Origin of the sequence: Fischerella muscicola PCC 7414, assembly GCF_000317205.1 — a bacterium.
In the GTDB taxonomy this organism is placed as follows: domain Bacteria; phylum Cyanobacteriota; class Cyanobacteriia; order Cyanobacteriales; family Nostocaceae; genus Fischerella; species Fischerella muscicola.
Genome location: NZ_AJLK01000040.1, coordinates 14,455 through 37,095, shown reverse-complemented (window position 1 = coordinate 37,095; position 22,641 = coordinate 14,455). Strand labels below are relative to the sequence as shown.

At 41.6% G+C, this 22,641-nt stretch carries 20 protein-coding genes; 6 read left to right on the top strand and 14 right to left on the bottom strand.

Going from position 1 to position 22,641, the window contains the following annotated elements:
* Positions 1 to 45: 45 nt before the first annotated feature.
* Positions 46 to 1,254, bottom strand: a complete 1,209-nt coding sequence (locus UYI_RS0106240; protein ID WP_016865815.1) for an ABC transporter permease — start codon at positions 1,252 to 1,254, stop codon at positions 46 to 48.
* 236 nt (positions 1,255 to 1,490) lie between these two features.
* Complete coding sequence (locus UYI_RS0106235; RefSeq protein ID WP_016865814.1) at positions 1,491 to 3,026, bottom strand: efflux RND transporter periplasmic adaptor subunit; 1,536 nt, start codon at positions 3,024 to 3,026, stop codon at positions 1,491 to 1,493.
* A 249-nt stretch (positions 3,027 to 3,275) separates the two neighbouring features.
* Between UYI_RS0106235 and UYI_RS37555 the strand changes: the two genes are divergently transcribed.
* Together UYI_RS37555 and UYI_RS0106225 are read left to right on the top strand one after the other, a co-directional pair.
* Positions 3,276 to 3,425, top strand: a complete 150-nt coding sequence (locus UYI_RS37555; RefSeq protein WP_016865813.1) for a hypothetical protein — start codon at positions 3,276 to 3,278, stop codon at positions 3,423 to 3,425.
* A gap of 258 nt (positions 3,426 to 3,683) precedes the next feature.
* Positions 3,684 to 4,571 (top strand): tetratricopeptide repeat protein, encoded by an 888-nt coding sequence (locus tag UYI_RS0106225; protein ID WP_016865812.1) that lies wholly within the window; start codon positions 3,684 to 3,686, stop codon positions 4,569 to 4,571.
* 201 nt (positions 4,572 to 4,772) lie between these two features.
* Here UYI_RS0106225 and UYI_RS0106220 read toward each other — a convergent pair whose 3' ends face one another.
* On the bottom strand, positions 4,773 to 5,174 hold the full coding sequence (locus UYI_RS0106220) for a response regulator (protein WP_016871553.1): 402 nt from the start codon (positions 5,172 to 5,174) through the stop codon (positions 4,773 to 4,775).
* A gap of 223 nt (positions 5,175 to 5,397) precedes the next feature.
* Between UYI_RS0106220 and gyrA the strand changes: the two genes are divergently transcribed.
* Both gyrA and UYI_RS0106205 read left to right on the top strand, forming a co-directional pair.
* Positions 5,398 to 7,917, top strand: coding sequence for a DNA gyrase subunit A (gene gyrA, locus UYI_RS0106215; RefSeq protein ID WP_016865810.1), 2,520 nt, complete (start codon positions 5,398 to 5,400; stop codon positions 7,915 to 7,917).
* 892 nt (positions 7,918 to 8,809) lie between these two features.
* Positions 8,810 to 8,989: a chlorophyll a/b-binding protein gene (locus tag UYI_RS0106205; RefSeq protein ID WP_016865808.1), complete on the top strand. Its 180-nt coding sequence runs from the start codon at positions 8,810 to 8,812 to the stop codon at positions 8,987 to 8,989.
* A 139-nt stretch (positions 8,990 to 9,128) separates the two neighbouring features.
* Here UYI_RS0106205 and rpoD read toward each other — a convergent pair whose 3' ends face one another.
* The 3 genes from rpoD to gyrB form a co-directional block, all read right to left on the bottom strand.
* Positions 9,129 to 10,307, bottom strand: coding sequence for an RNA polymerase sigma factor RpoD (gene rpoD, locus UYI_RS0106200; protein WP_016865807.1), 1,179 nt, complete (start codon positions 10,305 to 10,307; stop codon positions 9,129 to 9,131).
* Positions 10,308 to 12,022: 1,715 nt separating this feature from the next.
* On the bottom strand, positions 12,023 to 12,265 hold the full coding sequence (locus UYI_RS0106190; protein ID WP_157226299.1) for a hypothetical protein: 243 nt from the start codon (positions 12,263 to 12,265) through the stop codon (positions 12,023 to 12,025).
* A gap of 274 nt (positions 12,266 to 12,539) precedes the next feature.
* On the bottom strand, positions 12,540 to 14,477 hold the full coding sequence (gene gyrB, locus UYI_RS0106185; protein WP_016865804.1) for a DNA topoisomerase (ATP-hydrolyzing) subunit B: 1,938 nt from the start codon (positions 14,475 to 14,477) through the stop codon (positions 12,540 to 12,542).
* Between the two features lie 321 nt (positions 14,478 to 14,798).
* On the opposite strand from gyrB, the gene miaA reads away from it, so the two are divergent.
* Both miaA and UYI_RS32035 read left to right on the top strand, forming a co-directional pair.
* Complete coding sequence (gene miaA / locus UYI_RS0106180; RefSeq protein WP_016865803.1) at positions 14,799 to 15,791, top strand: tRNA (adenosine(37)-N6)-dimethylallyltransferase MiaA; 993 nt, start codon at positions 14,799 to 14,801, stop codon at positions 15,789 to 15,791.
* Positions 15,792 to 15,939: 148 nt separating this feature from the next.
* Entirely contained in the window at positions 15,940 to 16,545 is a 606-nt protein-coding gene (locus UYI_RS32035; RefSeq protein WP_016865802.1) for a GDSL-type esterase/lipase family protein, read from the top strand.
* Between the two features lie 35 nt (positions 16,546 to 16,580).
* Here the strand turns inward: UYI_RS32035 and UYI_RS0106170 are convergent, their stop codons facing one another.
* From UYI_RS0106170 to UYI_RS0106135, 8 genes are all read right to left on the bottom strand, one after another.
* Positions 16,581 to 17,282, bottom strand: coding sequence for a DevA family ABC transporter ATP-binding protein (locus UYI_RS0106170; protein WP_016865801.1), 702 nt, complete (start codon positions 17,280 to 17,282; stop codon positions 16,581 to 16,583).
* Between the two features lie 64 nt (positions 17,283 to 17,346).
* Positions 17,347 to 18,510, bottom strand: a complete 1,164-nt coding sequence (gene devC / locus UYI_RS0106165) for an ABC transporter permease DevC (RefSeq protein WP_016865800.1) — start codon at positions 18,508 to 18,510, stop codon at positions 17,347 to 17,349.
* 108 nt (positions 18,511 to 18,618) lie between these two features.
* A complete protein-coding gene (locus UYI_RS37550) occupies positions 18,619 to 18,792 on the bottom strand; it encodes a hypothetical protein (RefSeq protein ID WP_162140385.1) in 174 nt (57 codons plus the stop codon).
* 194 nt (positions 18,793 to 18,986) lie between these two features.
* On the bottom strand, positions 18,987 to 19,400 hold the full coding sequence (locus UYI_RS0106155; protein WP_016865798.1) for a DUF6463 family protein: 414 nt from the start codon (positions 19,398 to 19,400) through the stop codon (positions 18,987 to 18,989).
* Positions 19,401 to 19,434: 34 nt separating this feature from the next.
* Positions 19,435 to 19,782, bottom strand: a complete 348-nt coding sequence (locus UYI_RS0106150) for a DUF2834 domain-containing protein (RefSeq protein WP_016865797.1) — start codon at positions 19,780 to 19,782, stop codon at positions 19,435 to 19,437.
* Between the two features lie 68 nt (positions 19,783 to 19,850).
* The gene (locus UYI_RS0106145; RefSeq protein WP_016865796.1) at positions 19,851 to 21,137 is read right to left on the bottom strand and encodes an ABC exporter membrane fusion protein; all 1,287 of its coding nucleotides are present in this window, start codon (positions 21,135 to 21,137) and stop codon (positions 19,851 to 19,853) included.
* A 34-nt stretch (positions 21,138 to 21,171) separates the two neighbouring features.
* Complete coding sequence (locus UYI_RS0106140; RefSeq protein WP_016865795.1) at positions 21,172 to 21,750, bottom strand: TetR/AcrR family transcriptional regulator; 579 nt, start codon at positions 21,748 to 21,750, stop codon at positions 21,172 to 21,174.
* A 93-nt stretch (positions 21,751 to 21,843) separates the two neighbouring features.
* On the bottom strand, positions 21,844 to 22,551 hold the full coding sequence (locus tag UYI_RS0106135) for a Uma2 family endonuclease (protein ID WP_016865794.1): 708 nt from the start codon (positions 22,549 to 22,551) through the stop codon (positions 21,844 to 21,846).
* Positions 22,552 to 22,641: the final 90 nt, after the last annotated feature.

The window sequence follows — 22,641 nt, the reverse complement described above, 5'->3', positions numbered from 1 at the left end:
CGCCTTCCCCATCTCCCCATCTCCCCACACTCCCTAATCCCTCACCTAATCACTCCGCAAAGCAGTAATCGGATCTAACTTAGCGGCGTTGCGTGCTGGTATGACTCCGGCTAATAACCCAACACTGAACGAGAGTCCAAAACCAGCAATGATTGATAAAGGAGAGACAACAAAAGGAAATTTGAAAATAGCCGCCGCTGTCGCCGCAATCATCACACCTCCTACGATTCCAATACCTCCTCCCAAAGCAGATATAACGATCGCTTCTGTCAAAAATTGGTTGAGGATAGCAGAATTAGTTGCCCCTAGTGCTTTACGAATCCCAATTTCCCGTGTTCGTTCGACTACCGAAACGAGCATGATATTTGCAATCCCAATCCCCCCAACTAACAAAGAAATTCCAGCGATCGCTACTACCATGACAGTGAATAAACCCACAACGTTAGTAAAAGTGTTAGCAATATCAGCTTGGTTAGTAATCCTGAAATCATCTGCTTGTGGTGGAAAAATGTTGTGGCGCAGACGCAAAATATTAGTAACTTGAAACTGAGCTGCTTCTAGCTGCTCCTGATTACTAGCTTTCAGCAAAATGCCATTTACAGACACACCATTTAGGGCATTGTTGCCAACAAGTCTTGCTGACATGCTCGTAAGAGGAATAAAAATTTGGTCATCCCGGTCTATTGGTCCTTGGGAACCTTTTGGTTCCATGACTCCAATCACTTCATAAGCTTCTCCCTGAATGCGGATTCTTTCACCGATGGGATTAGCACCTTCACCAAACAGCGTCCTCTGGACTGTGGGGCCTAAAACAGCAACTTGCTTGGCAGTGTTTAGTTCCTCTTCGTTAAAAAATCTTCCTGATTGCGGGTAAGTATTTCTCACTTCTGGATAATTCAAATCTGTGCCATAAATTGTTGTGGATGTATTCTGTCCTCCGTAGACAACTTGTGCATTTCGTTGCAAGTAAGCAGAGACAATTTGAGCAGATGGCGCTTGTTGAGCGATCGCTTTTGCATCTTCCCAAGTTAGAGTACTGCTAGAACCAAGTCCTTGTCGAACATTCCCACTTCTGGCAGAACCAGCAAAAACTTGCAGAATATCTGTACCTAACGCCTGAATCTGTTGTTCAGTAGCCTTTTGTACACCTTGACCAACAGAAGTAATAGAAATTACTGAGGAAATCCCAATAATCACGCCCAACATAGTTAATCCGGTGCGTAATTTGTTACTCCACAGTGCTTCCGTCGCCATTGACAATATTTCCGATATTGGCAATGTATAAGAATTTTGGCGTTGTATATTTACGCGATAATCTTCTTTTTTCTGTTCATCAAAAAATTCCTTCTTTGCGTACTTCGCCTCTACCCTGCGGGAAGACGCTTTGCGTCTAATGCGGTTCATTACTTTATCCCTATATCGTGCAACGCCAGAATTTTTATTCAGAGAAAAAACTTACTTAGTTTGTAAAAATACGAAATTTTACTTCTCTACATAGAGCGACGACCACCGCCACCGCCTCCAGGCATACCCGGAAACATGCCTCTAGGCGTTGATTGCGGTCGTGAACCAGGTGGGAAACTCAGTAACACCCTCTCATTACCCTGCAAGCCAGATTTAACCTCTGTAAAATTATTGACAGTGACACCAGTTTGAATGGGAGTAAACTTAGGTTGCTCATCTGCCCCAGCCACAAACACACCTGTAGCATTTTGTTGGCGCACTACAGCAGCAGTAGGTACAACGATCGCGTCTTTTAATTGACCAACTTGAAACTCTGTTTCTACATTCATCCCAGACCGCAAGAGGTCTTGCGAGTCAGAAGTAATAGTTATTTTCACTTCAAAACTAGTAACATTTTGCTCTACTGTGGCTTGAGCAGCAATTTGACTGACTTGACCCTCAAAGGTTTTGCCTGGATACGCATCTGCTGTAATTGTGACTTTCTGACCAAGGCGAATTTTAGCAATATTAGTCTCAGCAATATTCGCGACAACCTGATTTGTAGAAGCCAAGGACAAAATTGAAGAAGATACTGCCGAGGAAACAGAACTAGCTGAGGTTGTAGGAGTGACAAAAGCACCAGGGTCAGCATACTTTTTAGTAACAACAGCATCGAAAGGTGCTTTGATAATCGTGTCATTAATTTGAGCTTGGATATTTTGCAGCGAACCGCGAGCAGAAGTAACTTCGGCACGGGCGGCGTTAATATCTTCTTGGCGTGACCCTGCTTTTAAGAGTGCTAAAGCCTCTTGTCTTTGCTTCACAACAGCTTGTAATTGCTGAATGTCTTCCGGGCGCGATCCTGCTTTTTGCAGTGCTAGCGCCTGCTGGGCTTCGGTAACTTGGGCTTGGGCGCTATCACGATCTGCCCGTTTTTGATTTACAGTTTGCAGAGAAATAGCCCCGGCATTGTAGAGTTCCTGGTTGCGGCGTAGGTCATCGTCTGCTTTACTCAAAGTAGCTTGAGCCTGTTTTAAACGTGCCTCTGCCTGGGCAATATCTTGAGTGCGATTACCTGCTTCGGCTTTACGTAAATTTGCTAATGCTTCCTCTAGCTGGGCCTGTGATTGGGCAATGTCCTGGGGACGATTACCTGCTTCTGCCTTTTGTAAATTTGCTTGAGCTTGTGCCAGTTGTCCTTGGGCTTGGATGAGTTGCCCTTGGAGATTGGAGTCATCCATGTAAGCAAGTATTTGCCCTTGTTTGACCGTATCTCCTTCCTTGACTAAAAGTTTTTTTAGGATGCCTGAATTTTTCGGACTGATGTTGATAGACCGTTCCGGTTTCACCGTTCCATTGGCAGAAACCGTGATTGGTAGAGTCTGCCTTTCTACAGGAAGTGTTAATATTTTGCGTCTTGCTTCCTGAGTAGGAACAACAACTAATTGGCGATAAACTACAAAACTAACTCCACCTATCAGTAAAAGAATGAGTAGCCAAGGAAACCAAGTAATTTTGACTTTTTTTTTGATATTTGGCAGCGAAGGTAAGGAATCTACAGCGTTCTCTGTATTAGAAGCCATTTCTATAATTTTTTTGTGTAAAAATAACTGTTACCAACGGATACTTCTGTTTCTACCAGGATTAGCGATCGCTTAATAAGGTACTGTCATTCACAATGGGTTGGGAAAAGGTTCAAGGGTAAATCAAGAAGAGAAAAGGTTAACTTTCCTCCTTGTTTTCCCTTGATCCGACTTCTGCAAGAAGGATTATAAACTTATCGTAGAAATTGCGCTGAGCAATTACATGATGCAAAGGTCACAAACTAGTACATGACTTTAGTCATGGATGCTGATTGGGGGCGATGGGGAGATGGGGAACTCACCGGCCCCCACTCCCCCAAGGGAGTGGGGATTAGGGGCAATGGGGTGGTGGGGAGTGTGAGGGGTGTGAGGAGCAAACAACTAACAACTAACCCCTAACCACTAACCCCTAACCACTAACCCCTAACCACTAACCCCTAACCACTAACCCCTAACCACTAACCCCTAACCACTAACAACTAACCACTAACCACTAACAACTAACCCCTAACCACTAACAACTAACAACTAACCACTAACAACTAACCACTAACAAACAACAACCAACCACTAACCACTGTTTTTTCTTTCACACACTAGCGGAGATCGTTTAAGCTATCTGAAAGATTCCTTCATTTGTGGCAGAGAGGCGGTAGTGTGCCTAAACGAATTGGTTTAATTTCTCTAATTGTTGTCTGTAGTTTGTGGAGTCTGCCTAAAGCTGCTCATGCACAGGCATTAATACCCCATACATTACAACTTGATGCTGCCAAGTTAGAGCAGCAGGGTTTGAGCCTGGCACAAGAAGCAGCACAACTAGCACAGTTTCAACAGTACGAAATGGCTATGCCCAGAGCTAGGCTAGCATCTCAATTAGCTCCAAAAAGTGATAAAGTTTGGTTTCTCTTGGGCGGTTTGTATTTGCAAACCAAAGAATTAGATTCTGCGATCGCTGCTTTAAAAAAAGCCCAGTCTCTGAATCCTAAAAATGGTGATGTTCTTTTTGCTTTGGGTTCAGCCAGCTTTCAGCAACAAAAGTACGATGTTGCTGTTAACTATTTCCAACAGGGTCTAAAGTTAAAACCCAATGACCCAGAAGGGTTATTTGATTTGGGCAATGCCTACTATATGCAGCGTCGATACTCAGATGCGATCGCTCACTACAATCAAGCAGTCTCCCAAGATAAAAAATTCTGGCCCGCAATTAACAACATTGGTTTAATTAAGTACGAACAAGGTGATGTTGCAGGAGCTATCCAACAATGGCAATCTGCTGTCACAATTGAAAAGCAAGCCGCAGAACCTTTATTGGCTTTAGCTGTGGCACTATACAATAAAGGCGAACGGCAAAAAGGTCTAGCGATGGGTGAAACAGCACTCCGCATTGATGACCGTTATGCTGACATAGATTTTCTCAAAGAAAATCTCTGGGGCGATCGCTTACTGGCAGACACCAAAAAATTCCTAGAATTGCCCCGCATTCAAGCAGCTTTACAGCAGAGAGGGGAGAATACAGCAGCTCCCACGCCACAGCCGACGCAGTAAATGAATGTTGGTAGTTGATGGTTGTTTGTTGTTGGGAACAACCAACCATCAACCAACAACCAACAACCAACTACTTCTGTTACTACTTGCTCAAAAGTGCTATCAGTGCTATTTAATAGTACATATATATTAATCAGTCAAAGAAACGGTAGCCCAATAGACTGAATGGGCAACCGTCTTAGTTGAGGGGGTGTATCATCACTAATCATCTTTAGGCAGCAGTGCCATGATCTGGTCAACGAAAAGTTGATGATCAACAACAGGCTTAGAGATGTAGCCATCAGCACCACTTTGCTTGAGAAAATTCTCGCGATCGCCTTCCATTGCATGTGCTGTCACGAGAATAATCGGTAAAGCAGCAGTTTGCGGATCGGATTTGAGCAGTTGTGTAATCTTGATACCATCAACGGACTTACCTTGGTAAACACTTCTTGAGAGAGAAACATCCATTAAAATAATGTCTGCCTCTCCCGCTTGGGCAATTTTCATTACCTCTTCTACATTTTCAGTATGTTTTACTTGCAGTCCGCCGCGTTTGGTCAAAATTTTAGAAAAAACGCGAGCATTAATCAGATCGTCTTCGACAATCAAAACGGTTTTCATGAGAATTTGACTTTTAGGGGTGAGGGGATAACAGTAATCCAAAATTGTATGTGTCTCCTTCTGAGTAATCAATGTGTATCCCCGACATCAAGGATAATACTACTGCTTTTTATCGTATAACTATCAAGATTTTGTAATGATGAGCATTACATCCGCTATGCTGTGGTTGCTGTAATGTTCAGTAACGGCATATTTTGTGTAGTGAAAACTTAGGGACAAACTCATGGCAAAACAGTTAAACCTTCTCTCTACGGGACAGGTCATCACCACAGCCTTGCATACCGAAATGCAACGGTCTTACCTTGAATATGCCATGAGTGTGATAGTCGGACGGGCATTACCAGACGTGCGTGATGGTTTAAAGCCAGTGCATCGACGGATTTTATATGCGATGCATGAACTTGGTTTGACACCTGATCGCCCTTATCGAAAGTGTGCCCGTGTTGTTGGGGACGTATTGGGTAAATACCACCCCCACGGAGACCAAGCTGTTTACGATGCTTTGGTGAGGTTAGTACAGGAATTTACTAGCCGCTATCCCTTATTGGCAGGACATGGTAACTTCGGCAGTGTAGATAATGACCCAGCAGCGGCGATGCGTTACACAGAAACGCGCCTCGCACCGATTAGCCACGAGGGGATGCTAGCTGAAATTGGCGAAGAAACAGTAGAATTTATCGGAAACTTCGATAATTCTCAGCAAGAGCCTACTGTCTTACCAGCACAGTTACCATTTTTGTTGCTCAATGGTTGTGCTGGTATTGCTGTGGGTATGGCAACAAATATTCCACCGCACAATTTAGGGGAAGTAGTAGATGGGTTAATTGCTTTAATTGATAACCCTGATTTACCGGATGACAAGTTATTTGAGTTAATTCCTGGGCCGGATTTTCCTACAGGTGGGGAGATTGTTGGTGATGCAGGAATCCGCGAAGCTTACACCACAGGCAAAGGTGGTATTGTGCTGCGGGGTGTTGCCCAGATCGAGGAAGTGGTCGGTGGGCGCACAAGCAAACGGCGGACAGCAGTTGTGGTGACAGAATTACCTTTTCAGGTCAATAAGGCAGGTTGGATTGAAAAAGTTGCTGAACTGGTAAATCAAGGCCGCTTGCAGGGAATTGCTGATATCCGAGATGAAAGCGATCGCCAGGGGATGCGCGTAGTCATAGAACTCAAACGCGATATCAATCCCCAAGATATTCTCCAGCAACTCTATCACCAAACCGCTTTGCAAACGAATTTTGGGGCGATTTTGTTAGCTTTGGTAGATGGACAACCGCGCCAGCTATCTTTACGCCAACTATTGCAGGAATTTTTACATTTCCGGGAACAGACGCTTTCTAGCCGCTACACCTACGAGTTAAGTAAAGCGGAAAATCGTTTGCATTTGCTAGAAGGCTTGTTGAAAGCCCTGTCTCGTCTGGATGAGGTGATTGAGATTTTGCGACGGGCTGCTGATGGCAGTACTGCAAAAATCAACTTGCAAAGTCGCTTGCAATTGAGTGATGTACAAGCAGATGCAATTTTGGCAATGCCACTTAGACGCCTGACAAGTTTGGAACAACAGAATTTACAGAAAGAACACGAGCAGTTACAAGAGGAAATTACAACGTTACGAAAATTACTGGGTGATCGCCGGGAATTACTTAAAAGCTTGAAAAAAGACCTACGTACCCTCAAGCGCAAATATGGTGATGAACGTCGTACCAAACTAGTGACTGTGAGTGAGGAGAAACAGCGCAAAGAGTCTCTAACGCGAGGAGGTACAGAGGACAATTCCAAATCTTCATCTACTCATTTTAAACCAGAGTCCCCTCCAGAAGAAGTGATTTTAGAATTGACACAAAGGGGATATGTGCGTCGTCTTCAACTGAATGGCAAAAAGCCGAAGGTTGATAACGGTATGGCTGATAATGACTTTGTCATGCAAACAGCCTTGACTGATACAGATAAAGATTTGCTGGTACTAACTAGCGGTGGCAAGGTTTACCCAGTGAAAGTGGGCGACATTCCTCCGACTACTGGGCGATCGCCACGGGGAACACCATTAATCACCTTGCTGACTAATACTGCTCAAGAAGCTTCTGAAGCTGTTGTCAGCCGCTTTTTGCTCCCAGAAAAGCCAGAAAAAGGCGAGATGATTCTGTTGACTAAACAGGGAAGGATCAAGCGTCTATCCTTGACAGAATTTACTAATTTGACGCGTCGCGGCATTACTATTTTGAAACTCAAAGACGATGACGAATTATTATTAACTCAGTTCGTCACCACCAATCAACAAATCATTCTCGCTAGTTCTGGTGGGCGATTGTTGCGGTTTAAAGTAAACGACGAACAACTACCTATTATGGGTCGTACTGCGATGGGTCTACAGGCTATGCGCCTGCGTCAACAAGAAACTATGGTTGGTGGTGCAACCTTTGATACTGAAGAAAACATTTTGTTAGTAACCCAACTAGGATATGCCAAACGTCTGCCAACTAGTGTTGTGCGATTAGCTAATCGGGGTGATATTGGTACTCAAACTTTCAAGTTTGCTAGTAAAATTGATTACTTAGCAGGTATGGTATTGGCTAAGCCAGGATCTGAAGTAGCTTTAGTGACTAATCATCAACGAGTGGTGCGTCTCCAAATAGATACAGTAACAAACTTGACTAAAGATACCACTGGTGAGAGCGTCTTCCAGCTTAGCCGAGATGAAAAAATTATCGCAGTTGCCGAAGTCGCAACAGAAAGCAGCTAATGTTTAAACTTCAGATGAGCTACGCTATGTGATTTAGAGGCGCTAATCCAACTGCGCCTCGATTCGCTCAAGTTTTTTAAGTCTAGTATTGCTCTTCTTCAAAGAAGCGATCGCACTATCTAAATACCATTTCACAAAATTCTTGATACAAATCTTCCCTCTTGTCTTCCTTGTCCCCTGTGTCCTCGCATTCCCACGTCCCGGCATCTATTTTTTAATTCACAGGGCTTTTTCTCTGCGGTCATCTGCCTTCTACTTATAACTACGGTAACTTTCCAATAGGAGATTTCAACTCTGAATTAAGCCCTACTACTCTACCACACAAGTTTTGACAGCTTGCAAGACGTCAGATCCCCGACTTTTTTAAAAAGTCGGGGATCTAGTCAAACTGTCAAAATCAATTTGGTGAACTACTACTACACACGATTAGAATTCTACGTACGGAGTATACTTACTTTATTTAAAAGTAATAAAGAATACTTAAAATCAAATATCTCTCAAAATAATTGCTAATGATTCTCAAAAACTAGATATACTAGAAGTGAGGCGCATTTAGCTTCACAACAAGACGGCTTAGAAGCCCGTTGGAACCGCCGCCCTTGGTAATGCTCCTTTCAGTTTTTATCTGTTCAGCGGGGCTTTGGTTCAAATACTATCTACTGTTAGTAAATATCGAAAAAATCGAAAAATTAAGTTATTAATCTTCTATCGGCACATATTGCCACAATGCCTTACTAGAGATTAAATGTTTGAGATAAGTTATTACAACTATGTGTACCATAAGTCAATGTAATAGGAGAAACATTTATAAACGTTGCATTTCTTGAAATAGTTGTTATATTAGTTAACAAAGGCTAATAAACCTTAATAAATTCAGTTTGGAGTGCCAATCATGCAAGATACAACAAAAATCACTGCTCCTGTAATAGAAGATCGCAACTCTTGGCGTTGGGGCTTTACTCCTCAAGCAGAAATTTGGAACGGTCGCTTGGCGATGATCGGCTTTTTAGCTGCTGCTCTGATTGAATTATTTTCTGGACAAGGCTTTCTACACTTCTGGGGCATTCTCTAAATGTAAATATTAGAACCAGAAGTTTTTATAGGACATCACTAGATAGATAAATTAAAACCTGGGGTGAATTAACACTCCCAGGTTTTTTATTTTTCATTATTTGTCATTTGTTAAATAACTGATGACAAATGAATCCTGACTACCTAATGTACTCTTTGAGGACGCTGTTACGGTTGGGGTGGCGTAACTTCCGGAGTGCTTTCGCCTCTATTTGCCGAATGCGTTCGCGAGTGACATTGAAAATTTGGCCAATTTCTTCCAAAGTCTTCATCCGACCATCGTCTAAACCATAGCGCAGTCGCAGAACATCGCGTTCACGGGGACTGAGGCTGTCGAGGACTTTTTCTAAGTCTTCGCGCAGGAGGTTCTTAGAAACTTGATCTTCTGGAGTTTCGCCATCAGATTCAATAAAATCACCTAGTCGGGAATCTTCTTCTTTCCCGATGGGGGTTTCTAAAGAGATTGGCAACTGGGCAGACTTGGCAATAAACCTCAGCTTCTCAATCGTCATCTCCATTCTTGTAGCAATTTCTTCTTCAGTGGGTTTACGGCCCATTTCTTGAGAAAGTAGCTTGGTAGTTTTCTTGATGCGAGAGATAGTTTCGTAGAGGTGGACAGGTAAACGAATTGTCCGCGATTGATCAGCGATCGCTCTGGTGATCGCCTGACGAATCCACCATGTAGCGTATGTAGAAAACTTGTAACCTTTTTCGTGGTCAAACTTTTCAGCAGCACGAATCAAACCGAGACTGCCTTCCTGAATCAAATCTTGGAAAGACAAACCACGATTCATGTACTTCTTGGCAATTGAAACTACAAGACGCAGGTTAGATTGCACCATTTTGTCTTTTGCCCGACGACCAACATGCAGGCGATGACGGAATTGTGGCAAGGGCAGTTGTACTGCTTCTGCCCATTCGCTGTATTGAGGTTCGCGTTCTAACTGCTGTTGCAGTCTATCACGCACTCGCTCTAGTTCCAGCAAATCTGCAATCTTACGTGCTAGTTCAATTTCTTCGTCAGCCCGAAGCAAACGAATTCGACCTATTTCTTGTAAGTAAAGGCGAATCGAATCCTCGGTGTAGTGCTTTTTCTTGCTTTGTGACCGACGACGCGATTTTGCGGCTTTCCCAGACTTTGCGTCGTCCTCATCAGACTGAGGCTCTAAAAATTCTTCATCGAGTTCGCCTTCTTCGATCAGCAAGTCCTCTTCATCTTCCAACAAGAGTTCTTCTAACTCCAGCTCAGGCTGATTTATCTCAATTTCTAGGTCAGGCTGATAATCAATGGTATCGAGTACGTTGTTAGCCTGGTTCATGCCGCGTTCCTCATGCTCCTTGCAGAATCAATTACTCAAGATCTTTTTACCACTCTTAAATTTAATAAGCTATATTGCCTTGTGATTAAGAGGGTTGTTAGCTAATTTGGCTGAAAGATAATTTCGGAAGTTTTACCTTCTGTTGAGAGGACACTATTATAGATCTCCAGCTCAAGTTGGAAGTTCTAAACTCTGTATTTGTTTCTACCACAGCAGTACTCCCAAAGGTAAATTTCCTCGTTCTTAGTAAACTTTAGATATGTGTCGCCGGGCAACACAAGTGTTTACTGACTGGTCTAAAAAAGACTCATGTTGCTAAAAAAATTTACCACTCCATACAAAATAATTATGACTCTTGGAAGATTTTTTTTGTAAAGACTGTTCCGATTGTAGCCTGTTTCACAGAAATTGCACTCTCTTTGTGTGGCATCCATGAACTAATTAAGTAAGGTAAAGCGAGGTAATGTAAAGCCTGTTGTACCAAAAAGACGTTGAAAATGACACCCATATACTTGAATTTTCTCCAAAACTTTTTGGAATTTTTGTAGCATCATCATTACCTTAAAATTTAGGTAAACCTACTTGTATCAGATCCCATGTGTGATTGACAACATTAACAGGAACAGTAGCTTTGAGTTTAACTCTATTGAAACGCTAAAGCGCATTCATTTTTACACTTCCTTAATAAGTTACTGATTTAGGATTTACATTTGTCTTTTGGTAACAGCCACTCTCATATTTGTTAGAGTCAGTGTGAGACTACAGACTTAGTTCCCCAATTTAGAGTCGTTGCGCTTTGATGAAAGCACTCGACCTGTAAAAGAGCCAATCACCCTAACTGAGGAGTTGAGGCTTTGGCAGAATCAGCCGAAAGACCGAAAATTTTTAGATATGACTAATTCAATCTTAATCACAGGTTAGCGCATTAGTAAAAATTCAACCCTTTGCAACTTGACAAACTCTTCTTATTGTACACACCGATATTTTAATCAATTCAGAAAAGATTTGACAGCTAAGACTATCGATATTAGCTTACTGAGAACAAAATTGCATAGTATGAATGCGTATTTTACACTCATAGACTGTCTGAATTATGAGTATAAAGGGAGTAACTGTCTGTTAGCATGATGTTACGTCATCTGTTAGGAAAATAAAGTTCAGTGAGTCGCCCAAAGCAAAACCGTATTGTTTGAGTTCAGGTATCGAAAACTACGTAGCATTCCAGATCCTTGAGTTTGCCCAAGACTGCTAAAGCTTGAAAAGTCTTAACTCACTGGCAAACGTTCTGAGCAGCGCCTACGTTGTTACTCTATCCAAAGTTGTAGCTTAGAAGGTAAGTTTTGACTATCCAGATTTTGGCAAATTTTAAAAATTTTTTGATATTTTGTGCGATCGCATTAATGATTTGTCATAAAGTTACGGAGATGAGGTGAACTAAAAGCTTGTATAACTTCTGTGTTAACAATCTAGGTGAATCTTAATCAACTAGTCATCAAGCTAAAAATTTATAACAAGATAACGAGATGCATTATTTAAAAATTTGATATTGTAACCACTTTTCAAAAAACAATGTTTATTTTTTCTTGGACACAATTGTTAAACAATGTTGAATTTTTCTAATATATAGCAATTTTGAAGGGAATGGGGTAGGCAGAGGGCAGATGTCAGAGGGTGTGAGGCTGTAAGGATGTAGGGGTGTAGGAAGATTAATATTTTCATGCAGTCTTTGTAGGATTTTTCTGTAATTGACTGTCTTGAAGATAGACGCATCGGACGCGGGGACTTAAATTTTCATGCTTGGTGGTGAAACTTGTTTCATCGGATTGCCTTTTGATTTCTGCCTGCCGCCGCAGCAAAGGAAATTGAGGACACTCCCCGACATAAATATACGGAGATTCGCCCAAGATATGATTGCAGGGATTGCCCGGTAACTGGTAATCGTCAATTGGTAATTGCAAAGACTCCAACAAGTTCTTACCAATTACCCACTACCTATTACCGGGGGCGTGGCGTTGTCGGACATGTCTTTTAAAAAACACGCTTCCACGTCCCCCAATCCTTGGTGAAAGATCATATGTTTGATACAAATGATCCCCCCTAATCTTTAAATAAGGTAAAGTTGGGGGGATCTAAGTATATTTCAAAGTTAGAGAAAGTTAGTGGTTAGAGGGGGCTTGTATTTTCCCCTGACTATCTAGCGCAGCAAGGGGCGCTTTGACAAGAGGTAATGTTTCAGATATCTAAATCCGTGAGGTTAAGTTTAGAACCATAGGTTTCAATAAATTCACGACGGGGTGCAACACGATCGCCCATTAAAATTGTGAAAATGCGATCGGCTTCAGCCGCATCTTCTATTTCCACTTGCTTGAGGGTGCGAGTTTCTGGGTTCATGGTGGTTGCCCAAAGTTGTTCGGGCATCATTTCACCCAAACCTTTGAAGCGTTGGATGGTGTAGTTGGCGTTTTCTGGCAGCTGACTGATGTATTGGTCTTTTTCGCGATCGCTGTAGCAATACTTGTAATTTTTTCCCCGCTCTATTTTATATAGTGGAGGACAAGCAATGTAGACATAACCCTGTTCAATTAATGCCCGTTGATAACGATAGAAGAAAGTTAATAGCAGTGTCCGGATGTGTGCGCCATCGACATCAGCGTCGGTCATAATGACAATGCGATGATACCGCAGTTGGGAAGCATCGAATTCCTCACCTTTGACACCCAAACCCAGGGCAGTAATTAACGATTGAATTTCATTATTTTTATAGATTTTAGCGTCGTCGGTTTTTTCAATGTTGAGGATTTTACCACGTAAGGGCAGAATTGCTTGGAAGCGGCGATCGCGTCCTTGTTTGGCTGAACCACCTGCGGAGTCTCCTTCTACCAAGTATATTTCCGACTCTCTAGGATCACGAGAAGAACAGTCTGCTAGTTTACCAGGTAGAGGCGAAGATTCCAACACCGACTTGCGGCGTACCAACTCCCGCGCATGACGGGCTGCTTCGGCAGCTTTAAAAGCTTGGATAGCTTTATCTAAAATTGCATCAGCGACGCTGGGGTGAAATTCTAGGTATTCGGTGAGAGTTTCGCCCACCAAAGAATCAACTATTCCTCGAACTTCTGTGTTCCCAAGTTTGGTTTTTGTTTGTCCTTCAAATTCTGGATCTGGAACTTTAACAGAAATTATGCCTGTCAAACCTTCACGGACATGTTCGCCGCTGAGGTTGGGTTCGCTGTCTTTGAGTTTATTACGCTTGCGGGCGATCGCATTTAATGTCCTAGTGAGAACTGCCTTTAAGCCTTCTAAATGTGTACCGCCATCAACAGTACGAATATTGTTGGCAAAGCCCAAGACATTATCCGTATAGGCATCAGTACACCATTGCAAGGCTACCTCTACTTGCACATTATTTCGTTCTCCCTGTACGTAGATTACCTCTTCGTGTAGTGGCTGCTTATCAGCATTTATGTAGGTAATATATTCACGAATACCGCCCTTGTACTCATAAGTTTCTACCTTAGGCTGATCACTTTTTAGTAATTGCAGACGGTGGTCAGTAAAAGTAATTTTGACACCCGCATTGAGATACGCTAACTCCCGCAGGCGACTTGCTAAAGTAGTGTAGTCAAACTCTGTACCTGTAGTGAAGATTTGCGAATCTGGCAAAAAGCTGACGGAGGTTCCGGTGCGATTATCTTTGTAAGGCTTGACAATTAGTTCAGTGACGGGAATACCCCGTTCATAACGCTGGGTATGAACCTTTTTATCTCGCCAAACCGTCACTTCTACCCATTCAGATAAGGCATTAACAACAGAAATACCTACTCCGTGCAATCCTCCTGAAACTTTGTAACCGCCGCCGCCAAATTTTCCCCCGGCGTGCAGTACCGTCAACACAGTTTCCAAACCCGATTTTCCTGTTTTGGCAACAATTCCAGTAGGAATACCGCGACCATCATCTGTTACAGTAACAGAACCATCAGCGTTGAGATCCACCTCCACATGGGTGCAGTAGCCTGCTAAAGCCTCATCAATCGAGTTGTCCACCACCTCGTAAACTAAATGGTGAAGTCCTCGCGGACCAGTGGAACCGATGTACATCCCCGGTCGCTTGCGGACGGCTTCCAGACCTTCCAGAACTTGAATCTGTTCGGCACTGTAACTGCTCGTCATGAAAGTTCTCCTGATATGTGGGGGTGAAATCGCCAAAAGGCGAAAAATTAAAAAACACTCCAAAATTCTAACACAAAAGCCTTATAGGCGACTGTAGGGCTATTTGCTGATAAATTCAAATAGGGGTTCCAACCCTATGCTAAAGGGAGTGTGATGAGTGGGGGGAAGGGGATAAGGGAGACAGGGAGGACAAGGGAGACAAGGAGGAGTAGTAAACCACTAACCACTAACTACTAACTACTGTACAGACGTGCCATGGCACGTCTCTACAACAACTAACTACCAACTTTTTACAATTGACCATTCATTGACAAATGACAAATGACTAAATTAATTGTGATTTGTGGCGCGACGGCAACAGGTAAGTCAGGTTTAGCATTAACTTTAGCTATGCGATTAGATACTGTAATTCTGAGTGCAGACTCCCGTCAAGTATACCGGGAATTTGATATTGGTACAGCAAAACCAACCTTGGATGAACAGAAATTAGTACCGCACTATTTGATAGATATATGCAATCCTACAGAAGTGATGACTGTAGCAGATTACCAGGCCCAAGCGCAAGCCTTAATCTTGGGAGGAGACAGGGAGGACAGGGAGGACAGGGAGGACAAAGCAGACAAGGAAGCAATTTTTCTCCCCATCACCCCACCACCCCACCACCCCATCACCCCATCCCCCCATCCCCTCCTCGTGGGTGGTACTGGCTTGTACATTCGTTCTATTACCCAAGGGATGAAGTTTCCTAGAGTAGCACCACAACAGGAGTTGCGATCGCAGCTGGAATCTCTTGGTCAAATACAACTCTACGCTATGCTACAACAAGTTGATCCCGTTGCCGCAGCCAAGATTCACCCCAATGATTCTGTAAGGACTTTAAGAGGATTAGAGGTATTTTACGTTACTGGTCGTCCTATTTCTGAACAACAGGGAGAAAATCCCCCAAGTTATCCGATTTTGCAAATCGGTTTAGATTGTGATGCTGCTCATTTGGGCGATCGCATTGCACGACGTACTGAGAAAATGATTGTGGATGGTTTGGTCGCAGAAGTGGATTATCTTTGTCATAAATATGGTGCGGATTTGCCTTTATTAAATACTCTGGGGTATCAAGAAATCAAGCAATATTTGGCTGGGGATATTTCTTTAGACAAGGCAAAAGAATTAACTATTTTACACACTCGACAATTCGCTAAGCGTCAACGCACTTGGTTTCGTGCCTACCCTGAAATTGAGTGGTTTGATGCAGAAAGCCCAGATTTGCTGGAAAAAGTATGGCAGCGAGTTAAGAGTTTTATAGGTACTTCTGAATAAGCAATTGAATATAAATATGATGTTTTTTATGAACCGCAGAGAACGCTGAGAACGCAGAGGAAAATGAGATAAAAATTGAAGGTTGTGGGTATGATTTATGATTAATGTAATATTTAGTATACTGACCAAAGTAAAGAAGATTTTGAATATGAAACAATCTAGTGATCTAAATAATTACCCTCCCTATTATTGGCATAAGTTAAATCAATTTACAAAATTACCGCAATCAGAATCTGATATTATCATGCTGGGTGATAGTATCACTGATGAAGGGGAATGGATAGAGCTATTGTCAAATATTAATGTGAAAAATAGAGGTATCTCTGGAGACACGACGGAGAGAGTATTGTATCGTTTAGATCCAATATTGGCAGGAAAGCCAAAACAAATTTTTTTAATGCTCGGTATCAATGATTTAATCAATACTCCTAAATCAGTCGCGCAAACTTTAGAATCATATGAAAAGATTTTACATGAGTTTCAGGAGAAAACACCAAATACAGAAATTTTTATTCAAACTGTTTTACCTGTTAATAATAAGGTTGATATTTATTGGCAAGATAATAACAGAATTTTAAATTTAAATACAGGATTGAGAAAACTAGCAACCAAATTTAATTATCAATATATAGATTTGTTCTCTCATTTATTAGATTTAGAAAATCAATTAGATACTAGGTATACAAAAGATGGTTTACATTTGAATGGTGAAGCATACCTAGTTTGGAAATCAGTGATTGAAAAATATCTTTGACTACAGAGTTAATATAAAAATTACTCATTTTGTACTTAACTTGAAACAAGTGTACTTACACCATCATTTTTGAGATAACCATCTTCCATATAAATGATGCGATCGCCTATATCTAAAATCCGGTTATCGTGGGTAACAAGTAAAATCGTGCAACCCTGTTCTTTGGCTAATTTGTGCATTAATTCTACTACATCTCGACCGGATTTTTTATCAAGGGCTGCCGTAGGTTCGTCTGCTAAAACTATTTTAGGGTGACTGACTAATGCCCGAGCGATCGCCACTCTTTGTCGTTGTCCACCTGATAAGTTTTCGGGATAATAATCAACGCGATTTCCTAAACCAACTTGTTCTAAAATCGCAGTTGCTTTGGCGTCTAAATCTTGATTCAGCATCTCTTCATGTAATTCTAGGGAAATGCGGACATTTTGTTTTGCTGTTAAAAATGTCATGAGATTATGGGCTTGAAAAATATAACCAATTTGACGACGAATTTGTGTTAGCTGTTTTTTACTGCTTCCGCACATTTCTTGACCTAATATTTTTAAGCTTCCTTCTTGTGCAGAACGTAAGCCACCCATTAAAGTTAATAATGTGGTTTTACCTGAACCAGATGGGCCAGTCATAATCACGATTTCTCCTGCATATATATCTAAGTTGATGTCAAATAATACTTGCTTGCGTAGATTACCTTCTCCAAAGTAATGATTGAGGTTTTGAATTGAAATTACAGGTTGCATAATTTATGATTAGTGATTAGTTCTTATTCCAAACAACAACCAACAAACAACAAACAACAATTATTTAAAACATATCTGCGGGATCGGCGGCGCGGAGTTTTCGCATAGCAATTGCGCCGGAAACACTGCACATAATTATTGTTAGGGACAGTACAAATATGGCGCGGTTGATTTTCATGGCAATGGGAAGTAAAGTTGCAGCGTAGGTGATCTGATACAGTCCTATCGAAAGTGCTAATCCGGGTATAAATCCTAATGCTGCTAACAATAAAGCTTCTTGCATTAACATGATCATGAGATAGCGATCGCTATATCCCATTGCTTTGAGGGTGGCGTATTCTGGCAGGTGATCGGAAACATCAGAGTAGAGAATTTGGTAAACAATTACAATCCCGACGATGAACCCTACTGCTACTCCCATACCAAAAATAAATCCAATTCCTTGATTGCCCCAATAATTAATTTCTATCTGGGCAAATTCTTGGGGAGTCAGTACTTTGATATCGTTTGGTAAACTTGCTTGTAGTTGCGATCGCACTTTTTGTACATTAGCATCTGGTTTGAGGTTAATTAGTCCAACTGCTATTTGATTGGGCTGGTAGTTGGGAAAAAGTTTGAGAAACGTAGAATCACTGGCTACTATGTTACCGTCAGCACCAAAAGAAGCACCTAGCTGAAATAAACTTACTGTTTGTACTGTTTGCCGATTCACCTCTGCTTCCACACTACCATGCTGTTTTACTAAGTCTGGGATGGGGCCGTATTCTGGGCGAGAAGCGCGATCAAATAATACCCGATCTAGTAGTTTCAGTTGATCTAGATGCTGGTTCACCTCAGGTAGATCAAAGGGTGGGTTGGCCGGATCAATTCCCCACACCAAAATTCCCCGACTCAGGCGATTTTGTGGGTTACGCCATTGGGCAATATCAGCATATAAGGGACGAACAGATTTTACTCCGTCATAGGCTAAGGTTTGCTGCAATCTCTCTCTGGGAAAGCTTTTGACGTAGAACAATGTTTGAAATTGGGGATTTATTAAAACTAGGTCTGCCTGTAAATTTTGGTGAGGCTTTGTGGCACTATCAAAGAGGGCATCTAATAGTCCTAGTTGTACAAACATCAGCATATCGGCAAAGGCTATGCCTGCAAGGGCTACTGCTAAGCGTGTTTTTTCTTTTTTTAATTGCAGCCATGCCAAGGGAATGCGGCGAAGGAATTTAGGAAGCATGGTGATAGTTTAAGTTTTTGTTTGAGGTGAGTTAAGGGTGTGACAAATTTTTTTAAGAAACGAACACCGATGCACACAGATGCACACAGATGGGTGATTCGATTTTCGTTATCTTTGAAGGTATGCTATTTTGCATAATGTTTTTAGGATGTTGATTCTTGAGCGATCGCTTTTAGAAATGAAGTAATCAAAAATAGGATCGTCGTTAAATGTATTTGCTAAAATTGCGCTTGCTTCGTCAATTTGTGATACTTGCAGTAGGTTAAACTCGGTAGTCATCATGGTTTCACCAGAGTAGATCATTTAAAAGTTGATAAACACCTACGAAGTCGATTTTTGTTATTGCTAGCAAGAAGCGGACTTTCTCTTGATCCTGTTTAATTCCACAGGAGTAAATGATTTTGCAACCAACTGTAACTAAAGTGAACCAAGGATGAATTTTTCTGCGGAACAGTCGAAACCGAACTCGGAAAGTTCTACAAGACTGAATCTTCATATTCTGTAGATTTAGTGAGTTTGGTGGTAGTTCTTTGTGATGCTATGAGTATAAGAAAAGCTGGTAATATCAACAGCCAGAAACCTGATGTCGGCTCAATAAATACACCAACTAGAGAAATTGCCAGAAGATTCCAACCGAGAAAAGCTGGTAGGGTGATTCTCTGAGTTTCCGCCCAGCAACATAGTTGTCCTAAAGTCAAAAGTAGTGGGGCAGCTATCATAAACCAGAAGGCATCTTCTCGATCAAAGTAAGGAGCAAATGGATTAGGAGCAACTGTATTAAATATTCCATTCTGAATTATGTCTGTAAGCGGATCAGCAAAAATCCAGACGCCAACTACAACATGAATGATGCTAATAGCAATCAAAATATATCCGGTAACTCGAAACATACTAAGTCTCCTTTGTTGGAAATAACAAATCATTTTATGACTGGATAATTGAATTAGAAAAATCTTTTCGTTTTTCTAACTGGTGTTGTTGCATGAGTAAAAATAAGGGAAGGGCAAATGAAACACCAATCGTCAGAGTACTGAGAACATAAACCCAAAGAAAACGCATTTTTAAGCGTGTTCCTTCCCAAAAGATAAAGACTAAAAGAACTACTGCTGAGACAATTACATCCATGCCAAAGGCAGCGGAAATATGATTAGTAAAAAGCTGTTCCAAAAGTAGCTGAATGTTGAAACCGTGTTTTAACAGAAATACTATGAAATGAGAGTAAGGTAAAGCTAAGCCAAGAATACAAAATAACAAGTAAGTTCCTTGCAGCATATTCACGAATCTCCTAAGTTTGTTGATTGCATCTATATCAAACATTCGTTATAAATTATGACAAAACTCTACAACTCAATTGCTGTCTGCACTTGTAAGTTAGTCAAACTACCTACTCGTGTACTATCTTCTGGGTTGAGGTGAATTTTGACTTCAACTACGCGGCGATCTAAATTTTCTCCTGGTTGGTTGCTAAAGACGTTTTGTTTGTTCACTTGCAAGCCGATGTGTGAAACTTTTCCTCGCAACTCTCCAGAAAAAGCCTGTCCGGTAATTACTGCTTGCTGCCCAAGTTGAATTTTGCCAATATCAGTTTGATATACTTCTGCTACTACTAGCATTTGGTTAGTTTGTCCGAGTTCAGCAATCCCAGCATCAGCAATTTTTTCGCCGACGTAGGTGTGAATCTTGAGAATTTGTCCTGGAAATGGGGCGCGGATATAAGCTTGTTCTAGGTTAGTTTGTGCTTGTTTGAGTGTGGCGATCGCATTGTCTACTTCTGCTTGTGCTGTTTGTACATCAACGGGACGAACTTCGGCAATTTGGTTGAGAGTTGCTTTTGCTGATTTTAATTCTTCTTGTCGGGATGTTTGAATACGTTTGAGGTTGGCTTGGGCTTCGGCTAGTTCTTGTTGTCGGGATGTTTGGATGCGTTTGAGGTTGGCTTGGGCTTCGACTAGTTGCTGTTGTGCGGTTTGGAATGCCAAGCGTTTGCTATCTAGTAAAGATGCAGAGATTGCCCCGTGTTGATATAGTGTTTGATGGCGTTGGAATTCCAATTTGGCATTCGCCAATTCTGCTGTGAAACGCCCGATATTGGCTTTCTGGGCTTGGGTTTCTGTCTGTTGTTGTGCCTTCAAACGGGCTATGGTTGCTGTTTGTGCCTGAATTTCTGTAGCTTGTTCTGCTTGAAGTCGGCTGATGTTTGCTTGCTGTGCTTGAATTTCTCCAGTTTTTGCCCCTGCTTTCACCTGTGCTAGTTTAGCTTGAGCGATTTTCACTTGTTCTTTTGCTTGTGTGACAGCATCTTGCAAGGGTTTTTGAGAATCTAAAATTGCCAGAATTTGTCCTGTTGTGACGCGATCGCCTTCTTTGACAAGCCATTTATCTAAGCGATCGCCATCCAGTGCTAAAGGTGCAGATAAGCTAATTACTTCTCCTTCTGGTTGCAGGCGTCCGAGGGCGGTGACTTTTTTGACAGCAGGAGGGGTTTCTACGGGTGGAGGTTCGGATTTGCTGAGTAAGCCAGCTTGGGAGATACCATAGAAAGCGATCGCACCAGTCAAAGCGGTGGCTGTTATGACTAATCCGATTAGTTTTTGAGTTGAAGGTTTTGAGAGAAATTGTTGAGTCATGTTTTCTTTTTTTAACGCAAAGGAACGCGGAGTTTTAATGAGTTGGTTGGGCTTGCAAATAAGCAGTCAACATGTTTGCGAGTAGTTCGCTTTGTTCGGTGTAAGAAAATGTATCACCCTCAAACATTCGTGACGAAATTAAGCCGTTCAAGAAGCAATAAATAAAGTTGATTATTGCTTGGTCTTTGATTTCTAGATAATCTGCAAGTGCTTGTTTAGTATCTTCCCAAGCTTTTTTTATAGTTGGGTTATTTAAAATTTCATCTCGCCCTTGCTGCTGATAGAAATCAAACCCTAAAAGGGCTTGTTTCGAGAAATAATCTTCGTTCTTTGCAACAAAATTCATCAAAGCTTTGATGCGTTCTGCTAAATTTTTGGCATCTCCTGCCTCAGCCAAAAAGTTTAGAATGTCTTGTCGTGTTTGCTCTTCTACTAACTGTAAAAATAATGCTTCTTTGTTAGGAAAGTAATGATATAAAGTTCCCGTAGAAACTCCTAATTCTTTGGCTATCTCGCGCATGGTAATTGCGGCGTAACCTTTTTGGGCAAATAAATCAAATGATTTCATCAACAACTGTTTGCGGTATTGTTCATGATCAACTATCTTCGGCATTTACATTATTTTATATCGAACGTTAGTTATATATATAAAGCGACAAGAAACATTTGGCAAGATAGTTGAATGAAATTTTATTTATTCGATGATCTACAGAGTATCTGGATCTATGCCGAGCGATCGCAGTCTTTCCGCTAATTGTGCAGCGCGTTGTTCGGCAACAGAGGCGCGTTGTTCAGCAACTTTTGCACGTTCATCTCCAGTTGCTAGTAGCGTACCATCTTGGTAGCACCAGCGTAACCACACATCTTGTCTACCTTCAAATTCACCTTGCCAGAGAGTTAAACCCAAACCGACTTGTTCTAACCAAGTTTCTGTAGTTTCAAAATAGCGCCTACCGCGAATTTCATAAATACGCAACGCCTGTTCTGATAATTGCTGGGTGGGGTCATATACTACATAGTAACTCGCTCGCATGTGTTCATAAGTTTTGAGTTTAGTGCCTAGTTCATCACCTTCTTTATTGGAGACTATTTCAATCACTACTTCCGGGGGTTTGCCAAACTTCCAAAGCATGTAGCAACGGTTTTGCTTTTCCCACCAGTTTTGTGGCACTTGCACATCAAGGCTGAGGAAAACATCAGGTACAATTGGCGGCTGTCCGTCAGTATGATAGATGCCGACATTGGCTGCGGCTAAGAAAGTTTGGTTTTGTAGTGAACTATAAAGGGTACTAACTAACAAGCGTTGTTGTTTTTCGGAAGCAAAATTATCCACAGGCGTATCATCTTCAGTAACTAGCTGGCTAGCATCTGGCACGTAGTAATCATCATTATTGATTAAAAGTTGCTCAACCATGAGTTTACCCACCACTTGAGAGCGATATTTCTAGGTTAGTTGATTGTATAAAACACCTGTAAAAATATTAATTAGACCAACTCACACAAG